Genomic DNA, 22,580 nt, shown 5'->3' with positions numbered 1-22,580 from the left:
GGAACCGGCGCTCTCAATGGTCGTGAATCTGGCGATTGGTCACAGCGGTAGCCGCCATTTGAATCGCAGCAATCATCGAACGCGGATCGGCGATCCCCTGGCCGGCGATATTGAAGGCCGTTCCATGGTCGGGAGAAGTGCGGACTATCGGGAGGCCCAATGTGATATTGACGCCATCAAAAAAATGCAGGGTCTTCAAAGGGATCAGTGCCTGATCATGATAGGGGCACAGAGCGACATCAAAATTGATCCTCGACTCCTCATGGAACATTGTATCCGCTGGCAGCGGGTCGGTGATGTCCATACCCTGATCCCGCAGCTGATCGATCGCGGGTTGCATGATCCGCTTCTCTTCCTGGCCGAGATTGCCGCTTTCGCCTGCATGCGGATTGAGTCCAGCAATCGCGATACGCGGTTTTTCAATGCCAAAATTGCGCGTCATCGCTTTCTCGGCCGCCCGCGCACAGGCCATAACCAGCCGCTCGGTCAAATGCTCAGGCACATCCTTCAGCGCAATATGCGTTGTCATCGGCACAACCCGCAATGTCGGTCCGGCCAACATCATCACCGCATTTTCTCGCGCTATGCCACATCGCTCGGAAACAAATTCTGTTTGGCCAGGATAACGAAAGCCGATTTTGTAAAGCTGCGTCTTGGACACAGGCGCTGTCACAACTGCCCCCGCATCCCCGGAACGCGCAAGGCCGCAGGCGATTTCAAGAGCGTGCAGCGAACATTGCGCACTGTCCAAGGTCGCCTCCCCGGGAACCGCAGCCGCAGCCTCGTGTATATGCAGCACGGGGAGTGCGTCGCGGAAGCAAGTGATGACATCCTTGGGCTGGTCGACCTTCTGTACGGGTACGCCCGAAAGCTTTTCAAAGTCGGCGAAATTGCCTATCGCAAAAAACGGCTTTAGCCCCGCCTCAACCCGTTGCAGCCAGCTTTTGCCGATAATCTCTGGGCCAACACCGGCCGGGTCTCCACAGGAAATGGCAAAGGGTTTTGCGATCCAGTCGGCCATTAATTATATTCAATAATGGCGTCGCGTCGCAGATCGCGCAGATAGATTTGCGCGCGCTTGTTGATACGGTCATTCTCCAGACGCGACATGATGGCGTCGAAAGAAGGTGCAGAAGCGGTTTGTGGATCATCTCGTCCACACAGGATCAGGACCCGCACGCCATCTTCGATCGAACCAAAAGGCACGCTCGCCTGTCCGATCTGCAGTTCGCCGATCGCCCCCTGCAACGGCGCAGGAAGGTCCCGCAGCTTGACCTGATCGTTGTCGACTACGCTTGCTCCCAGCCGCGCAGCGACTTCATTGGCAGCGCCACAGCCTTTGATGCTCTGTGTGGCCTTCGCAAATTGCTCGGCTTGTGCCGACGCTTGTGCTTCGGTGATACCAGCCGGAAAGCTTATCGCGAGCTGTTTCAGGCTGAGCAGCGCATTACGGGGGTCGGCAGTAAGTACCTGACGGGAATCGATGAGATAAAGGATGGAGAAGCCGCCGGGGACTTCAATCGGCCCGACAACCTGCCCCACTTGCATCTGCTCCGCTGCATCCGCCAGCGATTGCGGCAATTGAGCAGGACGAACCCAACCAAGATCACCGCCGGTCGCGGCTGTAGAAGCTTCCGAAAACTGCCGGGCATAAGCTACAAACGAGCCACCAGCACGGATCTGCTCGAGTATCTTACGCATATTCTCAGCAACTTGTGGAGCCGTCTCCTGAGAGGCTGACATATATATCTCGCCGATACGAAATTCGCTCGTCCCTTTAGAGGCGTTCAGGCGTTCGATGATGGCGTTCACTTCTTCGTCGCCGACATTGATAAAGGGCTGGATGTTCCGGCGAAGCAGACGGCTCCAAGCCAATTCACCTTTGATCTGGCGTTTTAGCGTGTCGGTCGACGACCCCTGCGTACGCAGATATTGATCAAACGCGTCCAGATCCTGCTTGAAATTCTGCTGGGCTACCTGGCGAAAAGTGGCATCAACTTCTTCATCGCTAATAACGATTTCATTGGCCTCTGCTTCTTGGATTTGCAGAGTTTCGTCGATCAGATTGCGCAGGACCTGAAGCCGTAGTCGCTTTCTTTCTTCATCGTCCACTTCGCCGCCATTGGCCGCGACGATCAGAGCGAGCCGCTGACTTACATCGGTTCCGGTAATGATATCACCATTGACGATTGCCGTGGCGCGGCGAACATTGGGATCATTTTTGCCAAATATTGTCAATTCGTCGGGAATATTCAGCCCGGTTTGCGGCAGCGCGGTGTCCGCGACGGTTTGGCTGACGGATGGCGAAGCGGCGGCAACGGCAAGCGCTACGGCCAAGGTTGCCTTGGCCTTGAAGCCTTGGGTTCTTAAGCTCAATAAATTCATTTTTTGTTTCTTCTCAACTACAAAGAGTAAATTTGACGCAACAAATAGCAAATATCTGCTGAACCCAATATGAGCGGGCCAACCGGTTTGGGAGACCTTTACACGCCGAGATTGCGCAAGGCCAGCCGGAACAGAAAAGTACTGCCACGGCGCGCGTCGCCAGTATCTTCGTAATCATAGCGCCAGGTTACGCCCATGGAGAGACAACCGTCATCATAGGCTACGCCAAGGCGGTGCCGTACCGGTTCATAGCCGTCGGCGACTGAAATGGGATCCTCGCTACGATCAGTCAGGTCAATAATAGCGGAGCCAAACACGGACCAATATCCATCGATCTGGTAGCGCCCGCCGACCCGAACCTCTTCGCGGTCCCTTAGATCCTCTAGCTGTGGACCGATATTGCGATTCAGGCGCAGATAGCCGATTTGCGCATAGGTTCCCTTGGACCCGATCGTGGCGTCAATCTCGTTGCGCCGTATTCCCAGATTATCCTTGTCCAGCCGGTAACGGTGAGTGAACTTTACAATATCTTTGAATCGAACATTGGTACGGCCAACGATATCGGAAAAACGATCAGACAACCCGGTTCCTTCCGGCACGATATTGTTGTTATTTTCCAGCCGATAGCTTTGTCCGACGATCATATTCACTTGAAGGTTTGGACGATTGATTTCCCATTCCATCCCATAGGTCGCCCGAACATTGTCTTCGTAGCGATCATATCCGGGAAACCGGTTGAGAGCGAAAAGGTTGCTGTCTTCCAAATCAACCGCACGGGAATCTTCGTTCGGTACAGACAGGTTTGCCAAGCCCGGTGTCGCTACGATCTGAAAGCGCGGAGTGATCGTCTGCGTACCGCCAAAAGCTTCGCCTATCAGAGGCCACTTAACGTCAATCGCCGCAGAGGCAATCGCACGGGCTTGCCAGCCGCTTTGACCCCGATAGATAGCGGTTTCATTGAGAGCATTGTCATCACTATGATAAACATCGCCCCTGACAAGACCCGTCAACGTGATTTCTTGACCCCAATCGGTTAGCTTCCGCATGTCCCAACGGGCCGAACCAAAGGCGCGCTGCGTGTCTTGCCCCTCACTTCGCGCAATGGCCAAGCTGTTAGCTTGAACTTGAAGGCGGCCACCCAAAATCGGATCGTCGAACCGCTTGCGATAATCCATCACCGGCAGTGCAACCGGAACGCGGTTTTGCGGATCGTTCACGCGCAAAGTCTGGAATGCCCAACCGGCTAGCGAAAAATAGCTGCTATTGCTCATCCGCTCGAAGTCAATCGTGGAGCGGAGGCTGTCATCGTCGCTAATATCGTAGCGTCTTAGAAAAGTGCGATCCGATACGATCCGGGCCGACTGGGAGACCGTCCATTTGTCATCCAGTCTAAACCGACCGCTCGTCGCAAAATAACCGCGGAAATCTTTCTGAGCGTTGGGCAGGGTCTGCAAGGCACCCGTGGGAATGCGGGATCCATAAGTGGCATAACCGGTGAGCTGGAATGCCCCTTTCTCGTCAAGATTGCGAAATGTACCACTGACCAGCGGGGCAACGTCGGTAAAAACCTGTGTTGTAATGGTGGCATCCTGATTGGGCGCGAGGCTAAAATAATAGGGGACTGTAACACCAATGCCGTTCACGGTATCAAATTTGACATCGGGTACCAGCAAGCCGCTGCGGTTTTCATCGCTGATCGGGTGTGAGAGCCCAGGCAATGGAATAACAGGCAGCCCAAAAATCTCGATGCGAGCGCCCTGATATTTTACGCGCTTTTTGACCGGATCGTACATGACCTTAACCGCTTTGATTTGCCAGCTCGGATTCTTAGGGCACCCGGCTTCTGTGGTCACGGCACAGGCGGTGTAGGCTGCATTGTGAAGTTCCAGCGAGCCGTCTGCGAAGCGTTCACTGCGCCGCGCCGCCAGTCGGCTGCCATCCTCGAGGACCAACAGCAGATTGTCGATGGCACCGTCGCGAAGGCTATCGGTTAGTTCAATGCGATCGCCATAGGCGATGTCGCCATCCGGACTGACGGACCGGATATTACCCTCTGCTACGACTGCGCCGGTTTTGCGGTTCCACAGAACCTCATCGGCCCGCAATTTATATCCGTCGCGATTGAGGACGACGTTTCCCGTTGCGGTGACGAAGTCGTTTTCGAAATCATAATTGATCGTGTCAGCACTAAACTCGATTTCGTCATCTTGCTGATCGGGCGAAGCGGCAGCGTTGCCTTGTAATTGCGCCATCGCTGAGCTTGGTGCGAACGCAGCCAGAGAAAGGGTAAAAAGGGCGAGTGAAGATTTCATCGACTGGCTCAACCTGCTTTTAGTCCCATTTCAGACAGCATCGAATATTGCACTGCCCACCTTCCGATCGCCTATTGCACCAGTTTGCTCAGTCTGCAAATTTTCTTTGACAGATTCTGATGAACAGATGCTTGACCGCAAAACCAAGACGGTGCAGCAACGCCGCACAATTGGACAAAAATCGATCCGCCACTAGATTGAGTCGGATCGAAGAGTGAGCCGCTGGAAGCTTTTCACTCCTTCAAGCACAAGAACAAGGACAGTTTCAGATGAATTTCAACTTTGCGAACGAGCGGCCTGCGGATGCTGATACGATCATATTTGCGGTTCCCAAAAATGGATTGGATGATCTGCAGCTCGATCTGGCGCAGGGAGACACCGTCAAGGCAGGCGCAAAAGCCGCGAGGTTTGACGGCAAATTGGGCGAAGTCTTCGAAATTTTCGTGACCGAAAGCGATAAAATATTGCGGGTAGTGTTAACAGGCCTGGGCAAAGGCAAGGCCAAAGACGCGGAATCTGCAGGAGGTTCTGCGGTCGCGAAAATTCTGGCATCTGGTGCCAAACATGCAGCCTTCGATCCGTCCAGTCTTGATCAGGAAATCCGCGCGCGATTCCTGTTCGGCGCAAAATTGCGCAGCTGGCGCCACGATAAATATCGTACGAAGACGCCTGAAAAGCAGAAAGTCACTCTGGAAAACATTACGGTGCTGGATGCAGAGCTGGCGAACTCCAAAGCTTGGACCGATCTGTCAGCTGTCGCTGATGGCGTGGCCTTGACTCGCGAGCTTGTCGCAGAGCCGGCGAACGCTATCTATCCCGAGAGCTTTGTCGAACGCTGTGAGGAGTTGAAGGAACTGGGCGTAGAATTCACCGTCCTTGGCTGGGACGAGATGGAAAAGCTTGGTATGGGCGCTCTGCTTGGTGTTTCGCAAGGATCTGAACGGCCGCCCCGGTTGCTGGCAATGCGCTGGGATGGGACCAACGGCGAGCAGAAAACGCCTCTGGCGTTGGTCGGGAAAGGTGTCACGTTTGATACCGGTGGTATCTCATTGAAGCCCGGTGCCGGAATGGAAGAGATGAAATGGGATATGGGCGGCGCGGGTGCCGTTGCTGGAACCATGAAAGCCCTTGCTGGCCGCAAGGCCAAGGCGCATGTCGTCGGTGTTTGCGGGCTGGTTGAGAATATGCCCGACGGAAAGGCGCAACGTCCAGGCGACGTGGTCACCAGCATGAACGGTCAGACGATCGAAGTGATCAACACCGATGCCGAAGGACGGCTCGTGCTTTGCGATGCAATGCACTGGACCCAGGAAACGTTCAAACCGGACGTCCTGATTGATTTGGCGACTTTGACCGGCGCTATGATCATCGCCCTTGGTAACGAACATGCTGGCTGTTTCAGCAATGATGACGACCTCGCAGAAGATCTGCTCGAAGCGGGCAAGGATTCAGGAGATCCGCTATGGCGGCTTCCCGTTGGTGCCGCTTATGACAAGCTGATCAATTCGCCGATCGCGGACATGAAGAATGTCGGACCACGCGGCGCTGGGTCGATTACAGCAGCGCAATTTCTCAAGCGGTTTGTCCAGGACGGCGTGAAATGGGCGCATCTCGATATCGCTGGCATGGTCTGGGCCGACAAGCCGAGCCCCGTCTGGGACAAAGGCGCGACTGGCTATGGCGTGCGATTGCTGAACCAATATGTCGTCGACAATCTCGAAAGTTGACGGGCTTTGCCAATGATGACGTGGCGGATTCGAAAGTTGGGAAGTTTCCGTGGTGCGGGTTGATTTTTATCATCTGACTCGGGATCCGGCGGAAAAGCTGGTGCCGATGTTGGCGAGCAAATCGCTGGATGTTGGAAAAAAGCTGGTGCTGCTTGCTGCCGAAGAAGACCGTCGGGCGGCGCTGAGCGAAGCGTTGTGGAGCGCGGACCGGACCAGCTTCCTGGCCCATGATTTTGCCGGTTCCGGGCGGGATTCGGCCCAGCCGATCCTGATATCCGATTGCTGCGAACCGGCAAATGACGCGTCCTATATCCTGTTGGCGGATGGACAGTGGCAGGACGAAGCGCTCAATTTCGAACGCGCCTTCTTTCTGTTTACCGCTGACCAGATCGATCATGCGCGGGCCACATGGCGGCGACTGGCAGCCAATGAAGTTGTCACTCCGCGTTACTGGAAACAGGATGGCGGTCGCTGGGTCGAGGGACCCTGATTTGCGAATTGCAGCAATATCCGGTACATAGCGAGCGGTCGCGCGCTAAAATCCGGAGCCTGTCCCATGCATAAATATCTGATCCTCCCCGTCACCTTTTTGATCGCTGCCTGCGGCGGAAGCGACGATGAAATTGCGTCGGGCACCTTTGATGATGGCGAGGGCAATCAGGGCAGCTATTCAGTCACCGGTGATGACGGCAATAGCGAAACGGTCATCCAGTCCGACGGGGGAGAGGTGCGGATCGCCAGTGGCGACAAGGCGGTCAAGGACCTTCCGATGGGTATCAAGATCTATCCGGGGGCCACAATCCAGACCAGTATGAGCGGCGTGGGCGATGGCAAGTCCGGTGCCATGGTGGTGTTGAAGACCGGAGACAGCGTCGATGAAGTCATGTCGTTTTATCGCAAGCAGTTGAAATCCAAGGGGATCGAGGTCGAAACGGAGATCAAGTCCGGCGATATGCAAATGATCGGCGGCGACGGGGCTGACGGCGAGGGCGTCAGCGTTTCCGCGACCACATCGCCCGATGGCGGCGTGACGGCGACAATTATCGCCGGAGGAAACGGCTAGCAACGAATCGAAAACTTGCCATGCTGCAGTGCACCGGCTAAGGGCGGCGCAATCTCAGAATATCCTCGAATTTATGGAGCAATATCATGGCCGTGACCCGGACATTTTCGATCATTAAACCCGACGCGACTCGCCGCAATATCACTGGTGCCGTCACCAAGATGCTGGAAGAAGCAGGCCTGCGTGTCGTCGCTTCCAAGCGTATTCATATGACCAAAGAACAGGCCGAAGGCTTTTACGCGGTTCACAAAGAACGCCCTTTCTTTGGTGAACTGGTCGACTTCATGATCAGCGGCCCCTGCGTCGTGCAGGTTCTCGAAGGCGAAAATGCCATGCAGAAGAACCGCGATATCATGGGTGCAACCAATCCGGCCGACGCCGCTCCGGGCACGATCCGCAAGGAACTGGCCGAAAGCCTGGAAGCCAACACGGTCCACGGTTCCGACAGCGAAGAAAATGCGGCGATCGAAATCGCTTATTTCTTCGATGACGATGAAATTGTTGGCTAGGCCACACACTTCTTCACGATTTACGGACGCCCGGTTGCAGATGTTGCGACCGGGCGTTTTTTATTGGGTAGGATAAACCATCGAATAGTAGCGGTCTTGCCGTCAGTTGGTCTCAAGTATGTTCAAAGCAGTCGATCCGCTATCAAACAGCTGCAATATCAATTTCTTGATCATAGCCAATATGGTCGAGATATTTCCGGTCGTGGCTCACCAGCATAAGCGCACCGTTGTAGGATGAGAGCGACTGCTCCAGCATTTCAATTGCCTCCGCATCCAGATGGTTCGTCGGTTCGTCAAGGATCAGCATTTGTGGCGTGGAAACGCCTCCCGTAATCATTGCCAGCCCCGCCCGCAGTCTTTCGCCGCCGCTTAGGGTTGACGCAGGGCGCAAAGCATCCCGGTTGCGAAATGCAAAGCGGGCGAGCACTTCATGCGCTTGCCCTTGCGTCATCTCCCGATGGTGCGCCTGCATATTGGCAACAAGATCGAGGCGAGGGTCGAGAATATCCACATGCTGATCGAGCATTGCGAGCGCCTTGTCGACGCGCGTCACGCAACCGCTACTGGGTTCCAAAAGGCCCATCGCCACCCGCAGCAGACTGGTCTTGCCGCTGCCGTTGGGCCCGCTCACTACCACCCGCTGCGGGCCTGTAACAGAAAAGGAGAGAGGACCAAACAACCGGCTGCCGCCGTGTTCAAATGTCACGTCTTCGAATTTGAGAAGGGTGCGGTTGGCAGGAAGATCGGGTTGTTCCAGATTGATAGTCAGCGGCGTTACAACCTCGACCTGTCGCCGCGCCTCGTCGACGGCCTTGCCCGCATTCTCGATTAAACGGTCGGCAACATGGGTGTCCCGAGCGCCGCTGTGCTCGGCTCTCTCCGCCTGCCTGTGCAGGAATATTTTCGGTTCGCTGCCTTTTGCGCGCAGCGCGCGTCCCGCTTTGTCGCGGCGCGCCTTTTTTTCCTTCTGATCTTGCACGGCCAGGCCTTGCTGCCTGAGATCACGCTCGGCGCGTTCCAGTTCGGATTCCAACCTTTCACGTATGGCATCGCGCTCCGCGACAAACGCGCTCCAACCACCTTTGACGGAGAATATCCCGACGGGAGAAAGCTGGACGATCCGGTCCATTCGCTCAAGCAGCTCGCGGTCGTGACTGGCGATCACGGCACCACCGGACCAATCCTCCAGCAGGTTAACGATTATGTCCCTTCCTTCTGCGTCGAGATTGTTGGTCGGCTCGTCCATGAGGAGCAGATGGGGCTCCTCCAGAAGCATGGCGGCAAGGCCCAGTCTGGTCCGTTCGCCGCCACTGAGCGAAGCCACGCTTCGGCTTGTATCGACCGATAGCAATTGGACCCGATGGAACGCCTCTTCAATCCGCTGTTCGAGAGTCCAGTCCGCGAGCCCGGCATCTTCCATACTGCCTTCACCATTTTCCAGTCGGCGAAGGCGAGCCAGATCATCGGCGACCCCGAGAGCGTCAGCGACGCTGCCCTTCTGAAGCTGGATTTGCCTCAGCATCGCGATCCGCGAAGACCGGTTTATCGTGCCGGAGCGAGGGGCCCGCTCGCTATTTGCTATAGAGAGAAGGGTTGATTTGCCTGAACCATTACGCCCGACGATCCCGACGAGCTCGCGCCCGATGGATAATGTCAAGTCGGAGAATAAAAGGCGACCGTCAGGTGCGGCGGCGGAAAGATGGTCGAATGTAAGAAGGGCAGACATAGAATAACTCGGTTGTTTGGAATGGGGGCAGGCGATCCAAAACAGAGTTATTCATGAGAAAGTCCTTTTAATTGCAGGCCCTAAAATAGGGTTGAGCTCGCTGATAGTCAAACAGCTAGCGGTAGGGCTCGTGCAGGCCTTGTCGGCTTTGCTTTCCCGACAGCGCAACCATGACTTTCAATATTACATATTGCAATTGATAATGATTATCAATAATGACTCGAGAAAGTCTCACAAAGGATTTTGGATTTGACGCGAAGAGCGATCCGGCTCTGGTTTCTGGTGCACAAGTGGAGCAGCCTCGTCTGCACCGCTTTCCTGTTGATGCTCTGCCTCACCGGTCTGCCGCTGATATTCCACGACGAAATCGACCAGCTGACGGAAGAAGCGCCGCAATTGGGTCTGCCCAGCGTCGGCTCCTCCGGCACGGCGGAGGGTCTGCTGCCGCTGGACGAGATGATGCGCCGCGCGCTGGCGAACCGTCCCGCCGAAGTGCCGGTGTTCATGGCCTTCGACAATGATCAGCCGTCAATGACCATCACCACCGCGCCGCGTCCCGATTCGCCCGCCGCCGACATGACCATCCAGTTCTTCGACCGCTCGACCGGGCAGCAGATCGGCATGGTCGCAGAGAGCGACGGCGGCGTGATGCACTTCCTGTTGCAATTGCACACCGATATGTTTCTCGGCCTGCCGGGCATGTTGTTCCTCGCGGTGATCGGGATCTTGTTCATCGCGGCGCTGGTGTCCGGGGTGGTGCTGTATGCGCCGTTCATGCGCAAGCTCGATTTCGGGACCTTGCGGGTATCGCGCAGCCCTCGGCTCAAGTGGCTCGACTATCACAACCTCTTGGGCATTGTCGCGCTGGCCTGGATGCTGGTGGTCGGGCTGACCGGCGTGATCAATGCGCTGTCCAAGCCGATTGAGGATATCTGGCAAGCGAACGAACTGGCGGAGATGACCAGCGAATATGCCGGGCGAGAGGCGCTGCCGCCCGCGCGTTACGGATCGCTCGACCGCGCCATGGCGCGGGCCCGGGCGGCGCTGCCGGGCAACAACCCGCAGTTCATCGCCTTTCCCGGAGGAAGCTTCAGCTCGAAGCACCATTATGCGGTCTTTTTTCAGGGCGACACGCCGCTGACCGAGCGGTTGCTGACCCCGGCGCTGATCGATGCCGAGAGCGGTGAATTTACCGATGCCCGGCCGATGCCCTGGTATTATCAGGCGCTGTCGCTGTCGCGACCGCTGCATTTCGGCGATTATGGCGGTCTGCCGCTCAAGCTTCTGTGGGCGGCGCTGACGCTGTTCACCATCGTGGTGCTCGCCACTGGCCTCTATCTCTGGCTGGTGAAGAAGGAATCCTCGTCGCGGGCGCATCTGCGCAAGATCGAACGGCTGGCGGTCCCGGCGGAATGAGCAGGCACAACAAACATAGCCTGCCGCTGCGGGCAATCTTTGGATGGCCGGCGGCGATCTTCCTGATCGGCATAATCGGGCTGGTGAGCGCCCTGACCGGAGACGGCTGGCGGGATGGCCTGTCCTGGCTGGCGCTGGCCGCGCCCGTGGCCGCGCTCGCCTGGGCGATGCGGACCCGGCGTTATTGATCATCAGAATTCGGATTTGAAAGGAAATTACAATGACTCACAAACGTGCGCGCTCGGCGCTTCTTGTCGCCGCGGGTTTCACCGCGACTGCGCTGGCGGTTCCGGCCCAGGCGCAGGAGTCGCAGGCGGACAAGGACATGATCATCGTCACTGCCCAGCGCGAGAACCAGACCGGCGTCCGCCAGGGCGGCAGCGCCGGCGTGCTGGGCGACAAGGCAGCGGAAGACTTGCCGTTCAGCGTGCGCAGCTACAATGCGGCGCTGATCCTCAACCAGCAGCCGCAGACGCTGGGCCAGGTGCTTGAAAATGATCCGACGATCCGGACCACCACCGGCTTCGGCATCGCCGGAGAATTGTTTAACATTCGCGGGTTCACTCTGGCCGGCGATGATGTCGGCTATGACGGGCTCTACGGTATCATGCCGCGCCAGCTGGCCGCGCCGGAACTGTATGAATCGGTCGAGGTCCTCAACGGATCCAGCGCCTTCCTGAACGGCGCGGCGCCCGGTGGTTCGGGCATTGGCGGTAGCGTCAATCTCATTCCGAAGCGCGCCACCGACAATGAAATCACTCGCGCGACGCTGGGCTATACGGCGTCCGAACATATCGGCGGCAGCTTTGACGTCGCTCGCCGGCTGGGCGCAGAGGGTGAGTGGGGCATCCGCATCAACGGCGCCGCACGCGGGGGGGACGTTTCGGTCGATGACGAATTCCGCAGCACCTATGTGCTGGGCGGTGCGATTGACTATGATTCCGGGCCGCTGCGGCTTTCGCTCGACCTCGCCTACCAGCGGGTCAAGGTGGCGCATTTCCGCCCGAAACTGAGCGTTTCGGGCCTTGGCGTCATCCCCGAGGAACCCGATGCCAGCACCAATTTCGGCCAGCCCTGGCAATATACGATGTTGCGCGATGTCTTCGGCCAGTTCGGCGCCGAATATGATATTGCCGAGGACTTGATGGTCTATGCTGCTTTCGGCGCGCGCGACGGGTCGGAGACGGGCATCTACAGCACGCCGACACTGCTTGATGCGACCACCGGCGATATTTCGGTCAGCAGCTCCTACATTCCGCGGACCGATAATAACGAGGCCGCGACGGCTGGCCTGCGCGCCCGCTTCGACACCGGCGGCCTGTCCAACGAGATCAATGTCGGTGGCTCGATCAACTGGCTGGTGAACCGCAACGCCTATGAATTCTACACAAACTCGCCGGGGCTGAACAATCTTTACGATCCGGTCGCGCTGCCGCGCTCTACCACCGTATCCTTCGCCGGTGGCGATCTTGACGATCCGTTCCCGATCTCGCGCACCCGTCTTCGCAGCGCCTTTTTCTCCGACACCATCGGCTTCTGGGACGACAGGGTCCTGTTTACTGCTGGCGTGCGGCTGCAGGAGATCCGTTCGAAATCCTATTCCTATTTTGGGGGAGCGCTGCAGAGCGAATATAAGGAAGACGCCTGGACGCCGGTGTTCGGTCTGGTTGTCAAGCCGGTCGAGGGATTGTCGCTTTACGCCAACCGTATCGAATCTTTGGTGCAGGGCGCAAGCGCTCCCGCCAGCGGTGCCAATCCGGGTGGCGGCGCGCCGCTGCCGGTGAGCAATGCCGGGGAAACCCTTTCGCCCTTTGTGTCCGAGCAATATGAGGTTGGCGGGAAGCTGTCCCTCGGGCCGGTAGACCTCACGCTGGCCCTGTTCCAGATCGACAAGGAAACGGCGATCCTGCGCCTCGACCCCGATGATGCAACGATGCTGGAGTTCGGACCATACGGGATCCAGCGCAACCGCGGGATCGAGTTTACCGTCGCCGGTGAGGTCAGCGAGGGCCTGCGGCTGATTGCGGGCGGTTCGGTGATCGATGCCAAGCTGCGCGATACGGAGAACGGCGTCAACGAGGGCAAAAATGCTGTCGGCGTGCCGGAATTCCTGCTCAACGCCAACGTCGAATGGGATGTGCCCTTCGCGCCGGCGCTGACCCTCACGGGTCGCGTCGTTCATACGGGCAAACAGCCTGCCGATATTGCCAACAGCCTGTATCTCGATTCCTGGACCCGGTTCGATATCGGGGCGCGCTATGTCGCGCTGGCTGGCGACAATCCGCTCACGGTGCGGCTCAGCGTCGATAATGTCGCGAACACCGCCTATTGGGCATCCGCTTTCGACACGTTCCGTCCGGATCTCGCGCTGGGCACGCCTCGCACCGTCAAGGCCTCGGCGACTATCGAATTCTAGACGGTTCCGGGGTCCACCAGCCGAACGTCGCAGCATCGGCGCAGCAGTTGCGAAATCGATTCAAAAGTCGCCGTGACTGCTTTGGCCGGTTCTGTTGCTGCACCGGGCCGGCCATGACTGCGAAGCCAAGCGATATAGCTAACTACCCCCCGACGTGATGCCCCACTGTCACTGCTGAACTCGAGGCCTCTTCCGAGCGTTCCCAGTCATGAACCGCTACGCGGCGGACGATGATCCAGCTGCCGTCGCGGCGTTCCAGCGTGTCGCAATAGCGGCCGGCAACGATCCAGTCGGTGGCCTTGCCGTTGGTTTCGCAGGAGGGGAAGTCCGGGTTGCCGGGCTCGATATAATGGTAGGCGACGAAATTGGCTTCGGTGGTGGCGCTTTGGCCGTCTTCCGAGAGCGTGATATGGACGTTGGAGATAGAATGGTGAGAGCCCGGAATATTCTCCAGAACCTGGCTGGCAAAGCCGATAAATTCGTCCGGCGGGCCTTCATAATCGCCATGTTTGTGGACATGGTCATCGGCAAAGCAGGAACGGACCAGCGGCCAGTCGCGGCGATCGATGCCCTTGCAATAGCGGTGCAGGACATCCCGTATTTCCTCGCGGGCCGACAGTTGCTCCAAAGTGTACATTCCGGTCGTCTCCTCATTTTGCCAGTCGTTATTATTTGACACTGGTCCTAGCTTTCAAGGCACAGGTTACGGAGGAGATAGAGCATGGGCAGACTGCAAGGCAAAGTGGCAATAATAACAGGCGCGGCCAAGGGGCTGGGCGAAGCCGATGCGCGGATGTTCGCGCGGGAGGGTGCCAAGGTCATCCTGACCGATATGGATGCCGAGAACGGGAAACGGGTGGCCTCGGAAATTGGTGATGCGGCGGAATTTCATGTGCAGGATGTCCAGGACGAACAGGGCTGGGAAGATCTGATCGCCGATGTTGTCTCGCGCCACGGCAAGCTCGATATCCTGGTTAACAACGCTGGCGTGGTCGAGCCCGGTACGATCGAAACGCAGACCGCCGAGGAATATCGATTTGTCATGGCTGTCAGCGCTGATGGCGCTTTTTATGGCTGCAAATATGCGGTGCCCGCGATGAAGGCTTCAGGTGGTGGTGCGATTGTCAACATGTGCTCGATTGCCTCGATCGTCGGGGAGCCGATTGTCGTCGCCTATGCGATGGCCAAGGGCGCGATCGAAAGCCTGACCCGCAGCGTCGCGGTGCATTGTGCCAATAACCAGTATAATATTCGCTGCAACAGCGTGCATCCGGCTGGCATATTGACGCCGATGGTGCAGGGCATCGGTCCCAAGGTCATGGGCCGGGACGACCTGCGTCCGGCCAGTGAAGGCCCCGCGCCGAGTGCGCTGGGTGAACCGGACGATATCGCCAATACCGTGCTGTTTTTGGCGTCGGACGAAAGCAAGTTCATCAACGGTGCCGCCATTCGCGTCGACAATGCGAAGTCGGTGATGGAGGGCGTGGTTCCCTGACTCTCGATCGGGAGCGTTTGATCTTTTGCTGATCTTTTGCATCTGGTTGTCGACCGATGGGCCCGGAATGCGTTTTTGACTGTCGAGCTCATGGTTCTTTGGTACGTATCCCACTGTCGATTGCGAAGCTGTAAACGATAGCTGGTTTCTATTGGTGGTTGCGAGCTCGGCCGACATAGGTCAAGCCGTATATGCAATGGATTAGGGGTATCCGGGATGACGCTTCGCAATTTCTGGGCTTTCGGATTGTTGCTGGCCCTGTGTGCCTGTGGCGGCGGCGACCGCCAGGAGGGCAGGGGCGGACCGCCGGTCGTGGTCGGTGGAACGGTCACGCAAGCGGAATTCGTCAGCGAGATTGAAGCGGTCGGCACCGCTTTTGCCAACGAACAGACGGTCATCACCTCACCTGTCACCGAACGCATTGAGCGCATCGCTTATGCGGACGGCGCGGTGGTCCGGCGGGGTGCGGTTATCGCCCGTTTGTCGAGCGGCGAGGAATCGGCTGATCTCAGCTCGGTCGTCGCAAGAGCGCGCGAAGCCGACAAGCAACTGGACCGTTTGACCGAGCTTCAGCGAAGGGGGTTCGCGACCAATTCGTCCGTCGATCAGCAGACGGCTGTGCGCGATGCAGCGCGGGCCGATGCCAATGCGATACGATCCCGGATTTCCGACCGCGTCATTCGTGCCCCGTTTGACGGGGTGCTGAGCCTGCGGACCGTGTCTCCGGGGACCGTCGTGTCATCGGGCAGTCCGATTGCCACGATCAGCGATATTTCGGCGATCAAGCTGGATTTTACCGTGCCGGAGAATTTTCTCAGCGCGCTGGAGCCGGGGCAGGTGATCGAAGCCACAACGGGCGCTTATCCCAACCAGAGTTTCTTTGGCACGATTGATAATATCAGTCCGCTGGTCGATCCGCTGTCGCGCAGTGTGACGGTGCGGGCAAAATTGCCGAACGATGGCCGCAAGCTGAGACCGGGCATGCTGATGAGCGTGCGCATCGTTTCGGAAACCCGAACCGGGCTAGCCGTCCCGGAAACAGCCCTGGTCGCGCAGGGTGACCAGAATTTCGTTTTCGTGGTCGATAAAGAGGGCATCGCGAGGCGCACGGCTATCGAGATCGGGCTGCGTTCGAAGGGACTGGTGGAAGTGAAGAGCGGCATTTCGCTTGGCACCAAAATTGTCGCTGACGGCACCGTAAAAGTCCGCGATGACTCGCCGGTGAAGGCTGTGCTGCCGGACAAGAAAGACAAGAAACAATCGGCGGACAAGAGCGCGCAGGCGAGCGACAGAAAGGGATCCGCCGGATCATGATCCTTTCCGATGTCTCGGTAAAGCGGCCGGTGTTCGCCGTCGTTCTTAGCTTGATCCTCGTGCTGGCGGGCATCGTGGCTTTTCTGGACCTGCCGGTGCGGCAATATCCGGCGATCGAGCCGCCGATTATTTCGGTTGATGTGAATTATCCCGGGGCTGCCGCCAATGTCGTGGAATCGCGTATCACCCAGATATTGGAGGATCGGGTTGCCGGGGTCGAAGGGATTGAAATGATCCGCTCCTCGTCCCGCGACGGGCGCTCGGACATTACCATTGAATTCTCGCCGGACCGCGACGTCGATGCAGCGGCGAACGATGTGCGTGACCGTGTCTCCGGAGCACTGGACAATCTGCCTGAAGAATCGGATCCACCGGAAATCAACAAGGTGGACGCCGACGCCCGTCCGTTCATGTGGCTCAACCTGACAGGCGAAGGCAAGGACTCCCTGTGGCTGGCCGACTATGCCGACCGGGTCTTGTCGGACCGCTTTTCATCGATTGATGGCGTCGCCCGCGTACAAGCCAGCGGGGCATCGCGCCCGGCCATCCGGGTCTGGCTTGATCGCGAAAAAATGGCGGCATCCGGGATCTCGCCGAATGATATTGAACAAATATTGCGAAGAGAGAATGTCGAGCTGCCTGCTGGCCGGGTCGAATCTTCGGACCTCAATCTCACCGTGCGCGTCGCCAGGGCTTATAGCAATGTGGATGATTTCAAGGCGCTGGTGATCCGTCGCACGGCCGACGGGGCGCTGTTGCGTCTGGGCGACCTTGCCCGGGTCGAACAGGGGCCGGAAAATGTCTATGCGCATTTTCGCTCCAATGGTTTGCCTGGGGTGGGCATGGGTATCATTCGGCAATCCGGCGCCAATGAGCTGCAGGTGGCGAATGACATCAAGGACCGGATCCAAGAAATCACGCCGCTTCTGCCGCCCGGCGTGCAACTGGCAGTGAGCTATGACAGCAGCGTTTTCATTGCCAAGGCGATCGAGAATGTCTGGGAGACGCTGGCTTTTGCTGCGCTGTTGGTGATTGCTGTCATCTACCTGTTTCTGGGCTCGGTCCGCGCCACCATCATTCCTGCGGTGACCGTTCCGATCTCCATTATCGGCACCTTTTTTGTGCTCTGGCTGCTCGGCCTGTCGATCAATCTGTTGACGCTGCTGGCCTTGGTCATGGCCATCGGTCTGGTGGTCGATGATGCGATTGTCGTGCTGGAGAATATCTATTCCCGGATCGAAAGCGGCGAGACCCGTCTCGTAGCCGCGTTTGAAGGGGCCAGGCAGGTCGGCTTTGCCGTGCTTGCAACCACGGCGGTTGTCGTAGCCGTGTTTGTGCCAGTGATGTTTCTGCCCGGCGAAACGGGCCTGCTGTTCCGTGAGCTGGCGATCACGATGATTGTGGCGGTCATGATTTCCACCTTTACCGCACTCACCCTGATTCCGGTGATGTGCTCCAAAATCCTCAAAAAACGCGGCGCAGAAACGAAATTAAGCCGGTTTGTTGACGGCAAATTCCGGGAAACCAGCGCAGGCTATCAAAGCCTGTTGTCCCGCTGGGTCCGCCGTCCGTTCGTGCTTGGCGGTGCCGCTTTCGGGTTGTCTGCTTTATTCGCCGTTTTTGCATTGGAAACGCTGAAGACGGAAGTCGCTCCGCCGGAAGATACCGGATTCATGTTTGGCAGCGCATCAATTTCGGAGGGTGCGGGCTGGGACCGTTTGGTGAAGGTCATGTTTGATCTGGAGGAGCTGGCGCTGCCCTTTACCGAAGAGGACGGACCGCTCCGGCGCGTGCTGTTTCGCGCGCCCGGATCGTTCGGTCCGTCGGGCGATTTTTCCTCAGGCCGGATGATCATGTTCCTCAAGCCATGGGACGAACGTGATATGACCACTGCGGAAACGGTGTCGGCGTTGAACGGGGTGTTCAAGGACTATCCGTCAGCCAGAGCCTTCGTTTCCGGCGGCTCGACGATTGGCGGTCGCGGCGGCGAGGCCATTCGATTTGTCATTGCCGGCGACACCTATGAAGAACTGACGCGTGCGCGGGACGCGCTGTTCGTGGCGGCGGAGGGCTATCCTGGCATCGCCACTCTGGAATCGGACTACAAGGAAACGCGCCCGCAGCTGGTGGTCAACGTCGATACGCTGAGGGCGGCCGATCTGGGCGTATCGGTGCAGGAAGTCGGCCGGACGCTGGAGACAATGATGGGGTCGCGCAATGCCGGCACCTATGTTGATCGCGGTGAGGAATATGACGTGATCCTGCAAGCGGAACCGGAAGACCGGGTCACCGCCGAGGATCTTGCCAATGTCTATGTCCGCGCGCGGGACAATAATCTTGTGCCGCTATCGGGTCTTGTCACGCTAACCACGCGGGCCGAAGCGGGTGAGATGAACCGGTTCAACAAATTGCGGGCAATCACGCTGGAGGGTACGGTTGGCGAAGGCTATTCTCTCGGGGAAGCCCTGACGTTTCTGGACAATGAAGCGGCGACGCTGCCCGAGGTTGTCGCGATCGGCTATGAAGGGCAAAGCCGCGCCCTGCGGCAAACCGGCGGATCGATATGGCTGGTACTCGGCTTCACCATCATTCTGGTATATCTGGTGCTTGCCGCCCAGTTCGAGAGTTTTGTCAGTCCGCTGGTCATCATTCTGGGCGTGCCGCTGGCGATCAGCGGAGGCTTGCTCGGGCTTACGGTCATGGGAGGCACGCTGAACCTGTACAGCCAGATAGGACTGGTGATGCTGGTAGGGCTTGCCGCGAAAAATGGAATATTGATCGTCGAGTTTGCCAATCAGCTGCGCGATGAAGGCATGGAATTTGAAAAAGCCATTCTGGAATCGGCCAGGCGCCGCTTCAGGCCGGTGTTGATGACCTCGATCGCGACGGTCGCGGGCGCTTTGCCGCTGATGCTGGCAACCGGGGCAGGGGCCGCCAGCCGGGAAGCCATTGGTATTGTGATCGTCTGGGGCGTCGGGATCTCGACTTTATTGACCCTAATCATCATTCCGGCCTTCTATTATTTGCTGGCCCGTGGCACCAGCAGTCCGCTTGCAGTTACCCGGCGGCTCAAAAAGCTGCGGGAAGGCAAGGCTGTCAGCGAGGCCGGCTGAACGGACCGGCAGCCCGTTCAATCGCGCGTCAGCGCATCGACAAAGCGATCAATAGTGCCATCGAGCAAAGCCAGCGCTTCGGCGTCGAGCGCGTTGCGGCCCAGAATCTCAAGTGAGACATCGCGGCCGGTGTTGAAGGCGAGCAGGCTGGAAATCAGCATCAGTGCCTCGGTGCGATCACTTTCTGCGGCTTCATGCTTGCCCTTTGCGCCAGCCAATAGGTCGGCGGCCACGGCGACGCCAGGCTGCCAGAGCCGCTGGTAGAGAATATGGAAGGCGGGACCGCGTTCGCGCATCTCGCGGGCGACGAAATCGGCGCGCGACTGGGCGCTTTCGGTCTCCGCGAAGATCCGCAGCACCATCTGCAGCACGCGCTTCAGATCGGAGCGACAGCGATCCGGATCGCCGCGTGCATCGATCGCGATCTCTCCCGCCGCGACCAGTGCCGCAGCACTCTGCTCATATTGCGCCACGATATCTTCGGCACAGGCCAGATAGAGTCCTTGCTTGCTGCCGAAATGATAGGCGATCGAGGGCAGGGTTGCTCCGGCCTCGGCTGCGATTCCGCGCGTCGTCGCGCCTGCAAAGCCGTGTGCGCCAAAGGCGGTCAGTGCCGCTCCTAGGATTGCAGCGCTGGTTTCATCGCTCTTGGCATAGCCTTGAGAACGCGGGGAGGTTGGCAGGGTGGCGGCTTCAGCCATGATTTGCCCGGTAGCTGGCACCATCGGAGACAAATTCAGCATGGCCGTAGCGTTTGAGCAGCCGGTTGAGCTTGCCGACCAGCCGGCGGTCCGCTGCGCCCCGGACGACGGGTATCTCGGCGAGCAGCTTGTACAGACCAAGCCGGGAATAGATGCGGCCAGCAGCGCCAAGCGCGAGGACCCTGTCGCGCAGCGTGTAATGAATCCCCATGGCCGCGGCCCGCCTGGTATCGCCCTGCAGGAACTGGCGGATGAAGAAGGCCTTGGAAAAGCCACGCTCCAGTTCTCGGTCGATCCGGCCCGATGGTGACCGGTCATGCGACAATTGTGTATTCATGGTCCCTCGCACCAGCGCCCCGCAGGTCTCGTCATCGAAGGCGCTGCGCAGGGTCGCCTGGCGGGCCAGCATCAGCCTAGTGATCGTGCGCGGCGTCTCGCCGAGCAGCGGCTCCGGCAAGCCCAGCAGGAAGCAGCGGTAGCGGGCAATCTCGATCCGGGCCCGCTCTTCGGCCGTAAATTCCTCGCGGCCTTCGCGCATTGCCTGGAACGCGATCAGAAACGAACCGATCTGGCCGGCCGGCATCTGGTCGACCTGCGGGATGGGAATACCATAGATCTTTTTGTCCCAGATGCCGTCGCGCTGCATCACATTATAGCGGACCATCGAATGCATCAGCCGGACCATCGCCGCTGCCTTGAACGCAGCGCCGTGGCGTTCCAGCGCGCCGGGAATAACGGTCAGGGTGAAGAAAGTTGCGGTCTCGTGCACACGCCGGGCCGCCAGTTTGTCGGACAAGGCACCGGTCAGCGCCATCGGCAGCGCCGAATAGCGGTTCATGAAGGTTGCCAGAAACGCGCCGCGGATCGCAAAGGGCACGAGATGCGCATATTGGTTGCGTTCGACCCTGGCACCCTCGCGTACCAGATCCATATCGACCCACTCGGGCCGCGCTTCCAGTGCTTCGATAAAGGCGACCAGTTCGGGCGGCGCATCGGGCACCGCGGACAAATCCTTGTCGCAAGCGGTTTGCAACATGTCGATCAGTGCCCGGAACCCGAAATCCTTCATCCGGGACGCATAGGCGTCGGCGACCGGATCACCCATATAGGTATAGGCGGCCATCATCTCGATCAGTTCATCATCCGCCATCAGTTTGGGGATCATCTCTTCGAATCCGGTCGTGCCATCGCCTGACGGATCGGTGGTAAAGCGTTCCGGCGTCGCAGAAAAATCAAAGTCTCCGTAAATTGCTGGCGTATCGACGGCCTGCTGTTCGACCCGGGCCCAAAGTTCGGGATGATGGAGGCGGGTTTGCATCACTGGGTGCCTTGATTGAGAGCAATATAGCTTTTCAATCTATCGATTGATAGAAATTCAAACCGAATCGTTCGTCGGGGGAACACAGCTCAATTCGGCAGCAAACGATGGAGAGGAGTTTGCTTCCACGCCGGTCGGCGATGACGCTGATCAACCGCAAAATGGCGTGCAAGATCGGAATTTGGAATGAACCGCCACCAAGGCGCGCTACTGCTTGCCTTGACCCGCTAAAATCGCGTAGGTTAATGTCCATGGATCGCGATAATAATCCGAGCAAACAAGACCAGGTGGCGATCTCGAAAGCGGATTTGCCAAAAGCGTCTGTCATGGCTCTGATAGACAAAAGTCCTATTGCATCGGTTATCAGTAACCCGAGGCTGACCGATAATCCTATTGTTGCCGTGAATGATGCTTTTCAGGAGCTGACGGGCTATGATCGGGACTTCATCATCGGTCGAAACTGCCGCTTTTTGTCGGGCGAGGCGACCGAGCCCTGGCTGACCGAAGAAATTCGGCGCGGTGTGCGGCAACGGAAATCGGTTTTGGTTGAGATATTGAACTACAAGAAAGATGGTACGCCGTTTCAGAACGCCGTGCTGGTTGCCCCGCTGTTTGATGAAGAGGGGGAGCTGGAATATTTTCTTGGTTCACAAGTTGAAATCGACGCGGCTGCTCCCAGCCTCGCCAAACCGCGCCGGATGCGGGCCGTGGCGATCGTGAAGGATCTGTCGAAGCGGCAGCGCGAAGTGCTGCAATATATCGCCAAGGGTCTGCTGAACAAGCAGATTGCCCATGAATTGGGGCTCAGCGAACGGACCGTTAAAATGCATCGTTCCATCCTGATGAAACGGCTTGATGTGCCGAGTGCCGCCGATATGGTCCGATTGGCGGTCGAAGCCGGAATGTAGCATTGCCGTTGGTACGGCCCAAGTGCCGTATCGATTTTCAACCGGCGCGCGGCTATTTATTTATCAGCATCACGGGCTGAAGATTATTCTCCCATTTGGGGTCGCAGACTTCTTTTTTGGGCAACATTTCTCCCTCCTCCTTGTTGTCCAAGATATTCAGTCCGTGGTGCACTCTTT

At 58.1% G+C, this 22,580-nt stretch carries 18 protein-coding genes; 11 read left to right on the top strand and 7 right to left on the bottom strand.

All coding sequences use genetic code 11. The features are described from left to right. Window positions 1-13: 13 nt before the first annotated feature. The 3 genes from pdxA to ACN0WW_RS03960 form a co-directional block, all read right to left on the bottom strand. The gene (gene pdxA / locus ACN0WW_RS03970; protein ID WP_417609599.1) at window positions 14-1,021 is read right to left on the bottom strand and encodes a 4-hydroxythreonine-4-phosphate dehydrogenase PdxA; all 1,008 of its coding nucleotides are present in this window, start codon (window positions 1,019-1,021) and stop codon (window positions 14-16) included. Further along, entirely contained in the window at window positions 1,021-2,385 is a 1,365-nt protein-coding gene (locus tag ACN0WW_RS03965) for a peptidylprolyl isomerase (RefSeq protein WP_417609764.1), read from the bottom strand. Before ACN0WW_RS03965 ends, pdxA begins: the two co-directional genes overlap by 1 nt. 98 nt (window positions 2,386-2,483) lie before the next feature. Then, window positions 2,484-4,697, bottom strand: a complete 2,214-nt coding sequence (locus ACN0WW_RS03960) for an LPS-assembly protein LptD (RefSeq protein WP_417609597.1) — start codon at window positions 4,695-4,697, stop codon at window positions 2,484-2,486. A 269-nt stretch (window positions 4,698-4,966) separates the two neighbouring features. Here ACN0WW_RS03960 and ACN0WW_RS03955 point away from each other — a divergent pair, with 269 nt between their 5' ends. The 4 genes from ACN0WW_RS03955 (at window position 4,967) to ndk (ending at window position 7,996) form a co-directional block, all read left to right on the top strand. Then, window positions 4,967-6,424, top strand: a complete 1,458-nt coding sequence (locus ACN0WW_RS03955; RefSeq protein WP_417609595.1) for a leucyl aminopeptidase — start codon at window positions 4,967-4,969, stop codon at window positions 6,422-6,424. Between the two features lie 49 nt (window positions 6,425-6,473). After that, entirely contained in the window at window positions 6,474-6,914 is a 441-nt protein-coding gene (locus ACN0WW_RS03950; RefSeq protein ID WP_417609593.1) for a DNA polymerase III subunit chi, read from the top strand. Window positions 6,915-6,980: 66 nt separating this feature from the next. Next, window positions 6,981-7,487: a hypothetical protein gene (locus tag ACN0WW_RS03945; protein WP_417609591.1), complete on the top strand. Its 507-nt coding sequence runs from the start codon at window positions 6,981-6,983 to the stop codon at window positions 7,485-7,487. 86 nt (window positions 7,488-7,573) lie between these two features. Further along, window positions 7,574-7,996, top strand: a complete 423-nt coding sequence (ndk, locus tag ACN0WW_RS03940) for a nucleoside-diphosphate kinase (RefSeq protein WP_417609589.1) — start codon at window positions 7,574-7,576, stop codon at window positions 7,994-7,996. Window positions 7,997-8,138: 142 nt separating this feature from the next. Here ndk and ACN0WW_RS03935 read toward each other — a convergent pair whose 3' ends face one another. Continuing rightward, a complete protein-coding gene (locus ACN0WW_RS03935) occupies window positions 8,139-9,722 on the bottom strand; it encodes an ABC-F family ATP-binding cassette domain-containing protein (protein WP_417609587.1) in 1,584 nt (527 codons plus the stop codon). A 249-nt stretch (window positions 9,723-9,971) separates the two neighbouring features. On the opposite strand from ACN0WW_RS03935, the gene ACN0WW_RS03930 reads away from it, so the two are divergent. From ACN0WW_RS03930 to ACN0WW_RS03920, 3 genes are read left to right on the top strand one after another with little or no spacing between them, the layout of a single operon-like run. Next, the gene (locus tag ACN0WW_RS03930) at window positions 9,972-11,138 is read left to right on the top strand and encodes a PepSY-associated TM helix domain-containing protein (RefSeq protein WP_417609585.1); all 1,167 of its coding nucleotides are present in this window, start codon (window positions 9,972-9,974) and stop codon (window positions 11,136-11,138) included. Beyond that, on the top strand, window positions 11,135-11,326 hold the full coding sequence (locus ACN0WW_RS03925; RefSeq protein ID WP_417609583.1) for a hypothetical protein: 192 nt from the start codon (window positions 11,135-11,137) through the stop codon (window positions 11,324-11,326). The genes ACN0WW_RS03930 and ACN0WW_RS03925 overlap by 4 nt, the downstream gene beginning before the upstream one ends. 32 nt (window positions 11,327-11,358) lie before the next feature. Next, the gene (locus ACN0WW_RS03920; RefSeq protein ID WP_417609581.1) at window positions 11,359-13,554 is read left to right on the top strand and encodes a TonB-dependent receptor; all 2,196 of its coding nucleotides are present in this window, start codon (window positions 11,359-11,361) and stop codon (window positions 13,552-13,554) included. A 142-nt stretch (window positions 13,555-13,696) separates the two neighbouring features. On the opposite strand, the gene ACN0WW_RS03915 is transcribed toward ACN0WW_RS03920, so the two are convergent. Beyond that, window positions 13,697-14,233 carry a nuclear transport factor 2 family protein gene (locus tag ACN0WW_RS03915; RefSeq protein WP_417609579.1) on the bottom strand — a complete coding sequence of 179 codons (537 nt, stop codon included), beginning with the start codon at window positions 14,231-14,233 and terminating at the stop codon, window positions 13,697-13,699. Window positions 14,234-14,275: 42 nt separating this feature from the next. Between ACN0WW_RS03915 and ACN0WW_RS03910 the strand changes: the two genes are divergently transcribed. The 3 genes from ACN0WW_RS03910 (at window position 14,276) to ACN0WW_RS03900 (ending at window position 19,476) form a co-directional block, all read left to right on the top strand. After that, a complete protein-coding gene (locus tag ACN0WW_RS03910) occupies window positions 14,276-15,049 on the top strand; it encodes an SDR family oxidoreductase (protein ID WP_417609577.1) in 774 nt (257 codons plus the stop codon). A 216-nt stretch (window positions 15,050-15,265) separates the two neighbouring features. Then, complete coding sequence (locus ACN0WW_RS03905) at window positions 15,266-16,363, top strand: efflux RND transporter periplasmic adaptor subunit (RefSeq protein WP_417609575.1); 1,098 nt, start codon at window positions 15,266-15,268, stop codon at window positions 16,361-16,363. Beyond that, entirely contained in the window at window positions 16,360-19,476 is a 3,117-nt protein-coding gene (locus tag ACN0WW_RS03900) for an efflux RND transporter permease subunit (RefSeq protein ID WP_417609573.1), read from the top strand. The genes ACN0WW_RS03905 and ACN0WW_RS03900 overlap by 4 nt, the downstream gene beginning before the upstream one ends. A 17-nt stretch (window positions 19,477-19,493) precedes the next feature. On the opposite strand, the gene ACN0WW_RS03895 is transcribed toward ACN0WW_RS03900, so the two are convergent. Then, on the bottom strand, window positions 19,494-20,177 hold the full coding sequence (locus ACN0WW_RS03895; protein WP_417609571.1) for a CerR family C-terminal domain-containing protein: 684 nt from the start codon (window positions 20,175-20,177) through the stop codon (window positions 19,494-19,496). Next, entirely contained in the window at window positions 20,170-21,495 is a 1,326-nt protein-coding gene (locus tag ACN0WW_RS03890) for a hypothetical protein (RefSeq protein WP_417609569.1), read from the bottom strand. The genes ACN0WW_RS03895 and ACN0WW_RS03890 overlap by 8 nt, the downstream gene beginning before the upstream one ends. Before the next feature lie 326 nt (window positions 21,496-21,821). Between ACN0WW_RS03890 and ACN0WW_RS03885 the strand changes: the two genes are divergently transcribed. Beyond that, the gene (locus tag ACN0WW_RS03885) at window positions 21,822-22,403 is read left to right on the top strand and encodes a LuxR C-terminal-related transcriptional regulator (protein ID WP_417609567.1); all 582 of its coding nucleotides are present in this window, start codon (window positions 21,822-21,824) and stop codon (window positions 22,401-22,403) included. Window positions 22,404-22,580: the final 177 nt, after the last annotated feature.

The organism is Parasphingorhabdus sp. (assembly GCF_048269865.1).
Classification (GTDB): Bacteria; Pseudomonadota; Alphaproteobacteria; order Sphingomonadales; family Sphingomonadaceae; genus Parasphingorhabdus.
This window is presented reverse-complemented; position numbering and strand designations above follow the sequence as displayed.

Bases quoted from the DNA above. Each gene is read 5' to 3' on its own strand.
- ACN0WW_RS03925 (WP_417609583.1), top strand. From the start codon at position 11,135: ATGAGCAGGCACAACAAACATAGCCTGCCGCTGCGGGCAATCTTTGGA.
- pdxA (WP_417609599.1), bottom strand. From the start codon at position 1,021: ATGGCCGACTGGATCGCAAAACCCTTTGCCATTTCCTGTGGAGACCCG.
- ACN0WW_RS03965 (WP_417609764.1), bottom strand. From the start codon at position 2,385: ATGAATTTATTGAGCTTAAGAACCCAAGGCTTCAAGGCCAAGGCAACC.
- ACN0WW_RS03885 (WP_417609567.1), top strand. From the start codon at position 21,822: ATGGCTCTGATAGACAAAAGTCCTATTGCATCGGTTATCAGTAACCCG.
- ACN0WW_RS03955 (WP_417609595.1), top strand. From the start codon at position 4,967: ATGAATTTCAACTTTGCGAACGAGCGGCCTGCGGATGCTGATACGATC.
- ACN0WW_RS03945 (WP_417609591.1), top strand. From the start codon at position 6,981: ATGCATAAATATCTGATCCTCCCCGTCACCTTTTTGATCGCTGCCTGC.
- ACN0WW_RS03895 (WP_417609571.1), bottom strand. From the start codon at position 20,177: ATGGCTGAAGCCGCCACCCTGCCAACCTCCCCGCGTTCTCAAGGCTAT.
- ACN0WW_RS03900 (WP_417609573.1), top strand. From the start codon at position 16,360: ATGATCCTTTCCGATGTCTCGGTAAAGCGGCCGGTGTTCGCCGTCGTT.
- ACN0WW_RS03935 (WP_417609587.1), bottom strand. From the start codon at position 9,722: ATGTCTGCCCTTCTTACATTCGACCATCTTTCCGCCGCCGCACCTGAC.
- ACN0WW_RS03905 (WP_417609575.1), top strand. From the start codon at position 15,266: ATGACGCTTCGCAATTTCTGGGCTTTCGGATTGTTGCTGGCCCTGTGT.
- ACN0WW_RS03960 (WP_417609597.1), bottom strand. From the start codon at position 4,697: ATGAAATCTTCACTCGCCCTTTTTACCCTTTCTCTGGCTGCGTTCGCA.
- ACN0WW_RS03890 (WP_417609569.1), bottom strand. From the start codon at position 21,495: ATGCAAACCCGCCTCCATCATCCCGAACTTTGGGCCCGGGTCGAACAG.
- ndk (WP_417609589.1), top strand. From the start codon at position 7,574: ATGGCCGTGACCCGGACATTTTCGATCATTAAACCCGACGCGACTCGC.
- ACN0WW_RS03910 (WP_417609577.1), top strand. From the start codon at position 14,276: ATGGGCAGACTGCAAGGCAAAGTGGCAATAATAACAGGCGCGGCCAAG.
- ACN0WW_RS03920 (WP_417609581.1), top strand. From the start codon at position 11,359: ATGACTCACAAACGTGCGCGCTCGGCGCTTCTTGTCGCCGCGGGTTTC.